General features: G+C 40.1%; 13 protein-coding genes. 3 read left to right on the top strand and 10 right to left on the bottom strand.

The annotated features are described in order from the left end of the window. Positions 1-35 precede the first annotated feature (35 nt). Positions 36-1,175, top strand: a complete 1,140-nt coding sequence (locus tag I8751_RS06855) for a hypothetical protein (RefSeq protein WP_214438417.1) — start codon at positions 36-38, stop codon at positions 1,173-1,175. Beyond that, entirely contained in the window at positions 1,154-1,384 is a 231-nt protein-coding gene (locus I8751_RS30230) for a hypothetical protein (RefSeq protein WP_214438416.1), read from the top strand. Before I8751_RS06855 ends, I8751_RS30230 begins: the two co-directional genes overlap by 22 nt. Positions 1,385-1,468: 84 nt before the next feature. On the opposite strand, the gene I8751_RS06845 is transcribed toward I8751_RS30230, so the two are convergent. From I8751_RS06845 to I8751_RS06830, 4 genes are all read right to left on the bottom strand, one after another. Next, positions 1,469-2,590, bottom strand: coding sequence for a geranylgeranyl reductase family protein (locus I8751_RS06845; protein WP_214438415.1), 1,122 nt, complete (start codon positions 2,588-2,590; stop codon positions 1,469-1,471). Positions 2,591-3,108: 518 nt separating this feature from the next. Next, complete coding sequence (gene frr, locus I8751_RS06840; protein WP_214438414.1) at positions 3,109-3,657, bottom strand: ribosome recycling factor; 549 nt, start codon at positions 3,655-3,657, stop codon at positions 3,109-3,111. After that, positions 3,644-4,372: a UMP kinase gene (gene pyrH, locus I8751_RS06835; RefSeq protein WP_214438413.1), complete on the bottom strand. Its 729-nt coding sequence runs from the start codon at positions 4,370-4,372 to the stop codon at positions 3,644-3,646. Before pyrH ends, frr begins: the two co-directional genes overlap by 14 nt. Positions 4,373-4,442: 70 nt before the next feature. Next, positions 4,443-4,997: a thioredoxin family protein gene (locus I8751_RS06830; protein ID WP_214438412.1), complete on the bottom strand. Its 555-nt coding sequence runs from the start codon at positions 4,995-4,997 to the stop codon at positions 4,443-4,445. A 428-nt stretch (positions 4,998-5,425) separates the two neighbouring features. Between I8751_RS06830 and I8751_RS06825 the strand changes: the two genes are divergently transcribed. Further along, positions 5,426-6,322: an alpha/beta fold hydrolase gene (locus tag I8751_RS06825; protein ID WP_214438411.1), complete on the top strand. Its 897-nt coding sequence runs from the start codon at positions 5,426-5,428 to the stop codon at positions 6,320-6,322. A gap of 297 nt (positions 6,323-6,619) precedes the next feature. Here the strand turns inward: I8751_RS06825 and I8751_RS06820 are convergent, their stop codons facing one another. The 6 genes from I8751_RS06820 to I8751_RS06795 all read right to left on the bottom strand — a co-directional run bounded on the left by I8751_RS06820 (position 6,620) and on the right by I8751_RS06795 (position 13,446). Beyond that, on the bottom strand, positions 6,620-6,853 hold the full coding sequence (locus I8751_RS06820) for a hypothetical protein (protein WP_214438410.1): 234 nt from the start codon (positions 6,851-6,853) through the stop codon (positions 6,620-6,622). Between the two features lie 559 nt (positions 6,854-7,412). Beyond that, on the bottom strand, positions 7,413-7,679 hold the full coding sequence (locus tag I8751_RS06815) for a hypothetical protein (protein ID WP_214438409.1): 267 nt from the start codon (positions 7,677-7,679) through the stop codon (positions 7,413-7,415). A 492-nt stretch (positions 7,680-8,171) separates the two neighbouring features. Beyond that, positions 8,172-8,378, bottom strand: coding sequence for a hypothetical protein (locus I8751_RS06810; protein ID WP_225894009.1), 207 nt, complete (start codon positions 8,376-8,378; stop codon positions 8,172-8,174). A gap of 314 nt (positions 8,379-8,692) precedes the next feature. Continuing rightward, a complete protein-coding gene (locus I8751_RS06805; protein WP_214438407.1) occupies positions 8,693-8,923 on the bottom strand; it encodes a hypothetical protein in 231 nt (76 codons plus the stop codon). Between the two features lie 440 nt (positions 8,924-9,363). After that, on the bottom strand, positions 9,364-11,526 hold the full coding sequence (locus I8751_RS06800) for a peptidase domain-containing ABC transporter (protein WP_214438406.1): 2,163 nt from the start codon (positions 11,524-11,526) through the stop codon (positions 9,364-9,366). Positions 11,527-11,622: 96 nt separating this feature from the next. Next, entirely contained in the window at positions 11,623-13,446 is a 1,824-nt protein-coding gene (locus I8751_RS06795) for an HlyD family efflux transporter periplasmic adaptor subunit (RefSeq protein WP_214438405.1), read from the bottom strand. Positions 13,447-13,557 lie beyond the last annotated feature (111 nt).

Raw genomic sequence — 13,557 nt, 5'->3', positions numbered from 1 at the left:
TCTACTGGCTGTAAATTCCAAGTGTTCGCTCCCCTTTGCCAACTCGTAACTATATGTTCATGTTGCCACAGTGCAAAGGACATTATCTTCTGAAATTGCCGCTTGGGAAGCACAACGTAATCAACAAAAATCCAGCGTCTATTGGGGTTTTAAAACCCAGGATGCACGTAAAAAAATGCAGCGTTTATATCCGAGCATTTAACATAGCAAAATTTTCTTGGCAGACTACTAGTGGTCTGCCAACCCAAAAATGCGCTTGTGAGGGCTGGGGAAAGGGGAAAGGGAAAAGGGTAAGGGATTTAAACCCTTTCCCCTTACCCCTTACCCCGCCAAGTTCCCTTGGCGTACTACTAGGCACAGGTGTTGACATTTACACCTATCATTTTGATGCAGTGTTCGGTGTGTTTCATGCTGTATCACAATCTGCTACAGAATGTTCTCAACAGCTGTGGCGCTATCGTCCCAATGTCCCGATGCACGTTTGGGTGGCCCCTCGTCCTCCTTTTGGTTATGCCGAAACCAATGCGCGGCGTATCAAACAAAGGATTCTCCAGAATAACGAAATGACGGCATTTTTGATTCGTATTGATCGGGAAACTGGTCAGCGAGGGGCTGAGAAAGATTGGGCATTGGATACCAGCTGTCAGATTGAGGCGCAGCGCAATTGGTCTATCAATAATTTACGGTCGGATCTGCGATCGCTGCTTCTTGAGATGGGCAATACTATCATTCCTGCTGGAGATGCAGCTGATGAAGGGGCTTCCCGGTGGATGAAGGCAGCGGGTATTGCCATTGATGAGGAGCATTATCGCAAAGTGGCTGATGCAAAAGATATTGATCGTAGGACTTATAGCAGCAGACAGCATCAGGATTATCTCAAGCCGGAGGAAGTTTTAGAGTGTGAGAAGTTTCGTATTCAGGACACCTACGGGATGAGCGTAACGCCGGAACTCGTGGAGAAGGACGACGGGGGCAAGTTGATAAAGAAGATTGTGGCATTGGAAGCAATCTTAGCAGCGCCAGGGGAAACAATCACTATGATCAGGGGCGAGAATTTATTACGCCGCCGGCTGTTGTTGTTGATAGAGATAAGTCAGAGAGAGATCACCTTGCCATTTGTACTGACTGGAGTAATCATTCTACCGCATGGCTCATGCGTCATCGGCTGGGATTGAGGACAGTATTAACAGATTTGATGGATGGGATTGAGGTGACGGGAACTGATACTAAGTTGCATTCAGAAATAGTATCTAGAAATGGGGCATTGCTTATCTATCTGAACCCTGAGTTACTATCTTTGAGCGCAACTCGGTATGAAGCGATGATTGAGGCGATCGCAGATTTCTCTAAACGCAATGCCTTTTTTGAGTATGATTGCGGTTGAACTTTTACGCTTGACTTATCTCCACCTTACCCAGCCTCAAGCCCCAGCCACGGAAATTCTTAATCCTCTTTCTTTAACTGTTGACTAACCCCCAAAACCAGGAATTAAACGCTTAAGAGCCCGACCAGCAACGTCACCATAGCGTAGTTCGCCACAAAGAATTTTACCCATCATTTGGGCACCAGAGGGGCGCTTAACACCAGCTTTATAGCCAATCCCAGGAAAGCGATAAAATGCTCCAGCTAGTTTTTGCGCCCAAGCCATATCACTACCCCATTGTTCGTTAATGGCTTCGCTATATTGTTCTAAAGCGTTGATATCACCAGAAAGTGCTTGATCAATAGCTACAGCCGCTAGTAAACCACTAAAAATTGAGGGTCTAATGCCTTCTGCTGTCATTGGATCAACTATGCAAGCAGCTTCTCCAGCTAAAACAGCATTTTGGGTGTGCAGTGTTTGATTACCATCCCAAATACACAGGGGATGACCATATTGCTTACTAGCTGTGAGTTCTACGTTAAATGATTTAGCGTATTCATCCAAAATCTTTTTGAAGTCTTGGGGTTCACCACCAATAAATGTACCAACGCCGATTGAATAACCATCAGCTTTGGGGAAGTTCCAGATATAGCCGTTTTTGACCAAGCCAAACTCAAAGTGAATTGTCGATTTGTTTTCTACAACGGCAGGAACTTCTGCCTCTAAAGCTCCTGCTAGGCGACGTTTACGGTCTTTGAAACCTAACCATTTGGCCATTGGCCCCTTAGCGCCATCTGCTGCAATTAAGTAGCGGCCTGTAACTGGGCTATTGGCTGTGTTTACTTGCCAATGGTCACTTTTAAACTCGATTCCTGTGACTTCTGTGCGATCGCGCAGTTCAGCGCCTTGCTTTTGGGCTTGCTGCACGAGAAAATGGTCAAACACATCTCGCCGTACCATCCAGACTGGTTCTTTTGTGGCAATTTTAGCTTCTACGGGGTCGCCCAATTTCCAGGTGAAGCGCAGGGAGTCTGCTTTTACAGAAATTGCTGGGCTAAAGTCAAAGTCAAACCATTGAGCGATCGCTGGTGACACACCACCACCACATGGCTTGTATCTTGGTAAAGATTCTTTTTCTAAAACTAATACTGAGCGACCCTTTTTAGCTAAGTGATATGCTGCTGTTCCCCCAGCTGGGCCAGCACCGATGATGATGGTGTCGTACATAATGCCTGAATTTTTTATCCTGAATTAATTGATTTTCTAGTGTATATTTGTACTCTACAATACAGATAGTGACTAGATTTTAACTGATTTTAAAAATTACTACTAAAGATTTTGTAGCATTCAGTTTTAGGTAACTCAATGTAGTTTTTGTGATTTATTGCATGACAGCTATTTGTTTTATTGAGCAGCTTTTAAAATACACTTAATTATTAACAGTAATTACAAAATTTTCACTAATTAATGAGCATTTTTGATAAATTTATAGTAAATATTCGAGCAAACACAAAGGCTGAAGAATTGATACAACATTCTTCAGCCCTCATATTTCATCCTGTCTTCAGCAAATGTTAACGTGAGTTCGATGAACCTCTCACTCACTCCCTCCCTCTCCGAAACGGAAAGGGAGGAGTAACGGAAAATTGAGCTTTTTGCTCCCCTCTCCGACACGGAGAGGTCAAATAAGACTTGTCGAACTCACGTAATGTTAGGGTAGCCAAGGACTATTAAGACTAGATGCTTTAAACAGTGGAGATGTCTTTTTCTTTTTCTACCAACAACTCGTCTATTCTGGCAGTGTATTTGTTGGTCAATTTTTGCAGATCATCTTGTTGGTCTTTTGATTCATCTTCAGAGATTTCAGAAGCTTTTTCTTGTTTGCGAATCGAATCTATAGCATCGCGGCGGATATTACGAATAGCAACACGACCTTCTTCAGCATACTTAGCAGCAAGCTTGACTAATTCTTTACGGCGATCGCTTGTTAAGGGCGGAATATTCAACCGAATTACAGAACCGTCGTTATTGGGTGTTAAACCGACATCTGAGAGGGAAATCGCCTTCTCAACAATGTTTAAACTGCTCTTATCGTAGGGTTGAATTAAAATCGTTGTGGCATCCGGTGTGCTAATATTTGCCAACGATTTTAAAGGTGTGGGTGAACCGTAGTAATCCACCTGTACTTTATCTAGTAGACTCGAATTGGCGCGACCAGTGCGAATCGTGTTAAAAGCTCGTTGAGTTGACTCAACGGTTTTTTGCATTGTACTTTCAGCTTCAGCTAATTTCACAAGAACCTCCCACAAGGGTGCCGATGGATTCTCCCATGACTGCTCGGTGGATATTACCTCGCACCGATAAGTCAAATACCAAAATTGGGATATTATTTTCTTTACACAAGGCAATCGCAGTACTATCCATTACCCGCAAATCTTTGGCTAGAACGTGGGCGTAAGTAAGGCTGGTGAAACGTTTGGCATCAGGATAGACATGGGGGTCAGCATCGTACACTCCGTCTACCTTGGTGGCTTTAAAAATCACTTCGGCATCAATTTCTGCGGCTCTTAAGGCCGCAGTGGTATCAGTGGTAAAAAAGGGATTTCCTGAACCAGCACCAAAAATTACCACCCGCCCTTTTTCAAGATGACGGATGGCACGACGACGAATATACGGCTCCGCTAATTCTTGCATAGCGATCGCAGTCTGCACCCGCGTCTGTACCCCTATTCGTTCCAACGAATCTTGTAGCGTCATGGCATTCATTACCGTGGCAATCATGCCTATGTAGTCAGCGGTTGCCCTGTCCATCCCCGCCGATGCCGCTTTGACACCACGAAAAATATTGCCGCCGCCAACGACGATAGCGATTTGAGCGCCAGTGGCTATTACCTCTGCTACTTCTTGTGCTATCTCTTTGACCACTTCTGGATCAATGCCATAGCCCATGTTGCCCATTAAGGCTTCACCACTCACTTTGAGTAAAACCCGTCGGTAATTCGTTCCCATGAAGTTACGCTTTATCAAAAAAGTTGCAATTGCCTCCAATTTAAGATAGCAGTACAGTGACCATCTATGTCTAGTTACGCCAAATCAATGAGGTTCCCACTGGCTCTGTCTCTGTTAGGATAATTGCTTGACCTTTAAATAAACAGGCGATCGCATTTTTTAAATAATCTTCTCCCATAGATAATGCATCTTCAGGATGATTATCAATTTGACCTTTGTAGCGTAGTATACCAACTTTATCGATTAAAAAAGCCATTGGTGTTTTACTAGCACCAAAACTACGGCTGACATCCTGGGTTGAATCCCACAGGTAAGGGAAATTCAATTGATAATTTTGGGCAAAAGTTTTCATATTTTCAAAACTTTCCATCGGATGTCCATTTACATCACTCCCGTTCATGCCAATCAGTGTAAAGCCATCTTTGGCAAATTCTGCTTGAATGTTTTTTAGCCTATCTAAATACAAGCTGACATAAGGACAGTAATTGCATAAGGAAATAACGCCAACCGCACGAAAACTCTGTAAATAACGGCTGAGATGGTGTACTTGATTGTCAATTCCTGGCAGTTCAAAATCTGGCGCGTAGCTACCAACAGGAGTATAAACTTTTTCTAGTATGGTCATCTTCTTTGGCCGCAAGGAACTAAAAACAAAAAATATAGGTTAAATTTAGCGTCAATTTATCTGGTGCAAACCAACCTTATAGTTGATGCTTGATATTCAATGATTTTACAGACCAACTTAACTACCGTAAATTGTGAAACTACTGAATCTACCACCGATGATAATTTCATTACATTACATATAAATACATGGTAATTTTTACATACGTAACTCCAACAATTTGATGAGTGCATGGGAGTTGGTTGTGGCTAGCTTTGAAATACTAACTTCTGTAATCAGGCTAGGATCTTAAGGAATAAAACATCATGCTAGAAGCTCCCCTATCTGAGGATCTTATAAATTCTTATCAAAATCATCATCCTGATGTTTGTGGTCAGCAGTTTTACATCTTTGCTTTACATTTATAGCTATATATTCATCAATTTCTTATGAAGACTTCTACAACCGCATTGAACTCAACAAAAACTTGGAATTGGCGAGGTTTTTCCATAAACTATCAAACTCAAGGAACTTCTGGTGCAGCGATTGTGTTGGTGCATGGTTTTGGAGCCTCATGGTGGCACTGGCGAAAAAATATACCCGTACTGGCAGAAAATTGTCGTGTTTTTGCGATTGATTTGATTGGTTTTGGTGGTTCTGCTAAACCTCAACCAGGTGACGAAATCGCCTACACACTAGAAACATGGGGACAGCAAGTAGCAGACTTTTGCCGTGAAGTAGTGGGTGAACCAGCTTATTTAGTAGGAAATTCTATAGGCTGTATTGTGGCTATGCAAGCAGCAGTTAGCAACGCGGATGTAGTTTTGGGGGTTGCCTTGATTAACTGTTCTCTCAGGTTACTGCACGATCGCAAACGGTCAACTTTACCCTGGTCTCGTCGTGTGGGCGCTCCAATTTTACAACGCCTATTATCTATTAAACCAATTGCTAATTTCTTTTTCAATCAAGTTGCTAAACCTAAAACAGTGCGGAAGATTCTATTGCAAGCCTACGCTAACGCCGAGACAGTGACAGATGAGTTGGTAGATATTCTCACTGCACCAGCTAGCGACCCTGGCGCTGTAGCCGTATTTGTTGCCTTTACTGCTTATTCTACAGGCCCCCTACCAGAAGATCTCTTACCACTGCTACCTTGTCCTGCCATTATCTTGTGGGGAACTGCTGACCCTTGGGAACCTGTAGATTTAGGCCGAGAGCTAGCCAACTACCCACAAGTATTAAAGTTTATTCCTCTGGAAGGAGTAGGACATTGCCCCCAAGATGAAGCTCCTGAATTAGTTAATCCGATTTTAAAGGATTGGATTCATGAACAATCAGTAGGATAAGACTCTACGAAATCAAAAGAATAATTGATACTCCAAGAATTTTATAATTTTGCTGTATCTTGACAAACTTTTTTTCTGCGAAAGGTCAACGGGGTAGAGGACACATATATAGGGAAAAGGAATTAAGCACTATTTCCATCTAGTATAAAAAATAAGTAAAAAGTCAGGTGCTAGGGTAGCACCTGACTTAATTGTCTTTATTCTATTGAGTTAATTCCTCAAGAGAATATGGAAGACTTTCTCAACTCACTCAAAATTTAATTCATGTTGAGTGATGTGAGTTTTATCCTCCTAATACTAACTACTACATCCACATCCACCAGTTTCACCACCTACACACTTAGAATATGGTGTTACTTTGATTTTGTGGCCGACATACATAGTTGCTCCACCGCAGTCGCCGTTGGATGAACCACATGAGTCTTCTTTGTCATCATCCTTTTTACAACATCCAAATCCACCAGCTAAGAACTGCTGTTCTTCTGCTGATAAATCCACAAGCAAAGGAAATGTGATCATTTGGTTTGACATAATTATTTGCCTCACTTACATTACATAGGTGTTGTTCACCTATGACTCTGTTATAAACATTTTATTTTGCAAATAAATGACTCTTTAGTCTTAAAACAAATGTGAAATATTTATGTCTTAGGTATTGTATTGAAATAGCTAAATTGTACTATTAAACTTTGGAGTTTGTTCTTTAGTTGATATTAATAGAAAAATACACCCACAAAAGCAAAATGCTTTAATGGGTGCAAAAACACGGTTAATACATTGAGTAATACCGCCAAAATAATTCATCAAATACTCGAAATTCTTTGCATCATTCTTAGTGATGTTAGAGAAAGTTAATTGCTAACTTATAGAAATCCTACTTGAATTTTGCTGAGTATGCTGAAAAATAAACATTTATCAGCCATGTTTTTAGCCTACTTGGTTTTTCAAAAATCAAATCAGAGGCCTATATTAGCTATCTTTTTGAACTAACATCCTAAATGAATATTAGAGACTGATCAAACTCTCTCAAAATATAATTCACTCAAGATGAATTATATGAGTTTTATCCTCCGCATACTCATTACATCCACTAGTGATGCCACTTACCAGTTTCATCATCTACACACTTATAAATTGGTGTTACTGTGATTTTGTAGCCGACATACATACTTCCTCCACCGCAGTCGCCGTTGGGTGACTCATATTTATCTGTTTTTTCACAATCACCATACTCTTTACCACCGCCGTACTTTTTACGACTATAGGACTTAGACCATCCAAATCCACCAGCTACAAACTGCTGTTCATCTGCGGATAAATCTACAAGCAAAGTAGATGTGATCATTTGGTTTGACATAATTATTTGCCTCACTTACATTACATAGGTGTTGTTTACCTATGACTCTGTTATAAACATTTGATTGGGAAAATAAATGATTCTTTAGTCGTAAAAAAAATAAAAATATTATGTATTTGGCATTATAAATAATCATCTTAAATAGCATTTATTATTAAGCATTATAAATCGTTTGTACAAACAATTATGCACAAAATTATATAGTTATTTGGTATAAAGAAATAGCACCCATGATGGCAAAATACCTTCATGGATGCGAGAATATGATGACTACATTGAGTAATATTTTAAAAAGATATTCATCAAGTAGTCAAAACTATTTGCATCTTAGTAGTGATGTGACAGAAAGCGAAATATTAACCTATTACCTATCTTTTTGATCTCATGTCCTTAAAAAATATAAAAGACTGACCAAACTCTCTCAAAATTTGATTACTTTGAAGAAAGTTAATTGTATAAGTCTTTTTTGTCATTACTAATTACAAGCGTCTCTTACTGGTCAACAAAGCCTAAAATGCGGACGGGAAACGTTTTACCTTCACTAGTGTCTGTGAGATGACCGTTGACGATTATATCAGGTCTGCTTCCTTGTTGACATTTTGGCATTCCACAACCTTGTTTTCTTCTTCCATAACATTGTCCTCCAGTTAGAAGCTCTTGTTGCTCTGTAGATAGCTCTGTAAAGAAATTAGACATCATGATCGATTTCCTCAATTTTGTGCAAAGTTTTTAGGTAGCACCCATGCAGATAAAAACATCATTATGGGTGTAAAGTCACGGCTAAATATTTGAGTTATACCGTGAAAAAATGAGTGTTAAGTAGCCAAAATTATTTGCATTGTAAGAGAGAGGAGAGCAGAAAAATTAGTGTTAGGATAAACACTTTTACTTCTGGTCTCCATGGCATAGTTTAAAGCTTTAGAGAACATAGAATTGTTACCACACTTTCTCAAATATGCTTGATATTGAGTAAGTTATGTAAATCTATCTCTTCCCCTGATTTATTGCAAAGGTTAAGATTTTTTTAACTTCCTAACGCGAACGATACTTCTGCTTTTAATTAGGTAAACCCCAGATTTTTTATCAAACATAGAGTCAGAATATTCGCTGTCGTCAGAACCTTCGTCTTCTAAGTTTGTTTCACTCTCTGTCTCTGTTTCATCTCCATTAACTCCACCAGCTAGGAGTTGTTGTTGTTCTAAGGATAAATCTGCAAGTAGTTCGGACATCATTAGAGTTGACATAAATTATTTGCCTCACTTACGTAAATAGGTGTTATTTACCTATGTTTTTATTATTAACTATTGCCCTTGTTTTTAAATTATTCTTTGGTTAGATAATATAAAAAAATATATACTTCTTTTGACTCATGAATAGCAAATCAATAACTAATTTAATTAAACTATTTAAAATGCTTGAAATTGAATATCTTAATTTTCAAAATTATAATAAATTTGCTATCCATCAATATGGATCAGTCAGACGCGATTTATCGCGTCTCTACATAAGGCTTTTTGGCTTAAATTAACGGTATTGGTATGGGCTAAAAACAACTTATATTGACTTTTTAAAGTGTACTATGGGTGGGCATTGTCCACCCCTCCTTTAAGTTTAAAATGTGCGAATTTCTTCCTACAGCAAATTGGATTGCTATAGGATTAGTTTTTGGCATTAAGTAAAATTTTCACAGTGATAAAAACTTCAAATGTTCTCCTTGTTGCGAAAGAAAACTTTCTGGAGTGCCTTGCATTTGTATCTGACCTTTATCTAGTAACACAATCCAATCTGCCCTATTGATGACACTAGGTCGATGGGTGATCAAAATTGTAGTTCTGCCTTTGCGGTATTCTAGAAGTTGATCTAGTACTTGAGATTCACTAACTGGGTCTAATCCCGCAGTTGCTTCATCTAAAATCAATACAGGTGGATCAGTAAGAATTCCTCTGGCGATCGCTAATCTTTGTCTTTGTCCACCAGAAAGATTTGCTCCAAATTCTCCTAAAACAGTTTGATAGTTATTTGGAAGTTGACTGATAAAGCCGTCTGCATCAGCAATATGGCAAGCTTTGACAACTTCTTCAAAGGAGATATAAGGTGTTCCTAAGCGGAAGTTCTCTAAAATCGAGCGACTCCAGAAATGCGGTTCTTGGGGTACATAAACCACTTGTTGTCGCAGACAATCTAGGGAAATATCTTGAATGTTATAAAAACCAATCCGAATATTGCCAGAAGTTGGCTGATATAAGCCTCCTATCAGTTTTGCTAAGGTACTTTTACCACAGCCAGATTTACCAATCAAAGCTATAACTTGTCCTCCAGGCAGCTTGATGGAAAAATCTTCTAATAAGTCAACTCTACCAGGGTGGTGAAATGTGAGATGAGAACAACGAATATCTACATCACCAGGAATTTGTGCAATAGGTTTTTGACTACCTCCGACCACTTCTGGTGTAGCATCAATCACTTCCAAGAGGCGAGAGATGGCTGTTTGAGAGCGAAAATATTCATCAGTTAAGCCAACTAAAGAATCAATCAAATTCAAAACATTAATCTGTAGGGCGTTAAAAGCCAACAATTGACCGATGCTCAATTCGCCCTGAATCACTAGGATACTCCCCATACCCAGTAAAATAATACCGCCGATTGTAGAAAGAAAATTCGCAACGGTATTATTGATAATTCCGATTTGGGTGGTGCTGAAAGTAAGATTAGCAAGGCGACCAAAACGACTTTGAAATTCATCCCAAAATTGGGGAGCAGCATTTGTAGTTTTGAGTACCTGTGCGCCCTTAAATGTTTCTACTAAAACGCCTTGATTTTCAGCACCCAAAACCAAAAGACTACGCGTCTTTTGTTGGAGGATAGGTAAAAAAGGTAGGGTGGATAGGGTAATTAAAGTGCCAATAAAAACAACTGCTAGGGTCAACTTCCAGCTATAAAACAACATGAAGTTGAAAGAAATTACGGCAACAAAAAACTGGCTAGGTAAAAGAACCACAATCTGTGATACTAATTGATTGATATCATTGATATCTCGCAGTCTGCTGGTGATTTCGCCACTACGGCGAGCTTCATAGTAATTTAAGGGCAATTGCAGAATTTTTCGCCCAAACTCCAACACTAGACCTAATTGCAGCCGTTGACCAAAATGAGCAATCATGGTGGCTTGCAGTAATCGCAGACTACTGCTGAACAATGTCATAACCACAACAGCCAACACTACAACAGTGAGTAACTGGGTATCTCCTCGCACCAAGACATCATCTGTGAGGATTTGGATGAGGATGGGAGTACCTAAAGCGAGTAGACCCAGGACAATGTTGATCATTAAAACATGAGTTAGCAACCCACGATAAGGCAAAATCCGCTTCAAAAACCGTCCTAAACCACCTTTCGCCTCTTCTTTGGGTTGCTCAAAAAAGCGGTCTGGATCTGGCTCTAGTAAGAGCATCACCCCATTCCAAGCTGTTGTTAGCTCTTCTTTGTTGACATAACGGATGCCCACAGCAGGATCGGCTATTACGTACTTCTTACCCCGTTGGTCATATAAAACAACCCAGTGGTAGCCTTGCCAATGTATAATTGCTGGCAGCTGAATTTCTTTGATTCTATCGATGACTGCTGGCGAAGCTTTAACTGCTCTGGCATTAAAACCTAGAGTTTCACATCCTCTTTTTAGACCCAACATGGTTGTTCCTAGCTGTCCAGTTCCTACTGCTTCTCGGCTGCGATTGATGCTTAAAAACCGTCCGTAATGTTTGCAAATCGCCGCTAGACAAGCTGCTCCACAGTCTTCTTCGCTCAACTGTAAAATGGACTGATATTTTTTTTTGAATAGATCAAACATAGTTACTAGACCTATGAAGTTGGTATACAAACTTTGGATTTGGATTAAAAGTTTTAATCCAAAATTGAAAATTCAGTCAGGTCAGCAATTATGAAATTAAATTTCGGTGATTAATTTTGCTTTGCGGAGTATGAATTGAAGTACTGTTTCTTCACGGGAAATAATATCGGCTCTACCTTCCATCCCAGACTTGAGATGACACTGGCGATCGCCTCTACCTACATGTAAGGTTTGCGGCTCAATCGTAACTTCGTAGGTAGCTATAGCCGCCTGTGGTGTGTTGAGCGTTGTAGGATTTTTGACAGTTAAGGCATCTGGTGCAACTGTTTTGACGGTTCCTTTGAGAGTGCCGTAGTCTGGATAGGGGCAAGCAGAAACCTGCATCTGGACTTTTTGACCTACTTTTACTTTGTCAATATTTTGAGCTGTCACCTCAGCTTTAATCAGTACTGGGGCATTTAGAGGAGCAATTTGAGCAATAGCTTCACTTGGTTGTACTACCTGACCAGGGTTGCGAAGTTTTAGTTGCAGTACAGTCCCAGCGATTGGTGCGCGAACTATAGCCTTATTCAGGTCATTTTCTACTTGTTGTAAGTCTTTACCAGTACTAGTGAGTTGCTTTTGGAATTCTAGACGTTGTTGAAGCAGAGTTTCTCTTTCTTTTTTCAACGCTGCTAAGCTAGCCTCACCTCTTGCCCGTTCTTGCTCAATCCGTTCAGATGCTACTGTAACGGTAGCATTACTAGGATTGATCGCAGTTTGGGCTTTTTGTAGATTAGTTTGGGCGATCGTCAGGGCTTGGTCTTTTTCTTCTAGGAGGTTTTTAGCGTTAGCTTTAGCTTGTTCTAGTTTGGCTTCAGCAGATATCACTGCTTGGTCTTTTTCTTCTAAAAGGTTTTTAGCATTAGCTTTAGCTTGTTCTAATTTGGCTTCAGCAGATATCACTGCTTGTTCTTTGTCCTCCAAAAGATTTGTAGCATTAGCTTTGGCTTGTTCTAACTTGGCCTCAGCAGACTTCACTGCTTGTTCTTTTTCTTCATAGAAATTGCGAGAAATTGCACCTAATGCTACTATCGGCTGCAATCGGTCTCGTTGCACCCTAGCTAAGGTCAAAGCTGCTTCTGCTTCTTGTACAGTTGCCGTTATGAGTTTTTCTTGCTGCAATCTATCTCGTTGTAACCTAGCAAAAGTCAAAGCTGTTTCTGCTTCTTGTACAGTTGCTGTTAAGAGTTTTTCTCGCTGTAATCTATCTCGCTGTACTCTAGCTAAAGTCAAGGCTGCTTCTGTTTCTTGTACAGTTACTGTTAAGAGTTTTTCTCGCTGTAATCGGTCTTGTTGCACTTTAGCTAAGGTTAATGCGGCTTTTGCTTGCGTCATCTCAGCTAAAGCTTTAATTTGCTCGTCTGCATAGTTGCGTTGAGTACCTCCTAGTTCAGCTTGTGCAGCGATAATTGTGCGGTTAATTAAGTTTGTTTGCGCTGCTATTTGAGTATCGACTTCACCAAGTTGAGCATCGATTTGACTTAGTTGTAATTGACTCTGCTGAATACTGTTTTGTAGCTGACTTTTTTGAGTTTGCAGACGAGAATCATCGACATAAGCAATAACTTCACCTTCGGTGACTACCTGATTATTTTTAACGCTAATTTTTTCAACGGTGCCAGTAATAGCAGATTCAACAACTCGCAGTTCTCCTATCGGTCGGATAGTTGCAGGGGCTTTGACGGTAACTTTATATTTGAGAATAGATGTCAGACTCATACCTGCTACAAAAATACTCAGCAGAAATCCCCCGCCAATGTTTATCCACTTACCGATGTGCGGAAGAAACTCATTAGCTTCAACTGTAGGAAGCTGCTCTGGAATCGGTTCATTTAAACTATGCCAGAAATTCTTTTCTTCGCGACCTATAAAGTTCACGGTATGTACCTTAATTATGGTTATTTAAATGTTGTGTCTGTTGATTTGGAAGAATCTTGCAACGCGAATCTATATGACTTGATGGCAACTCGTACCAAAAAGCATCTACGG

It is taken from the genome of Atlanticothrix silvestris CENA357, from assembly GCF_016056295.1.
In the GTDB taxonomy this organism is placed as follows: Bacteria; Cyanobacteriota; Cyanobacteriia; order Cyanobacteriales; family Nostocaceae; genus Atlanticothrix; species Atlanticothrix silvestris.
This window is presented reverse-complemented; position numbering and strand designations above follow the sequence as displayed.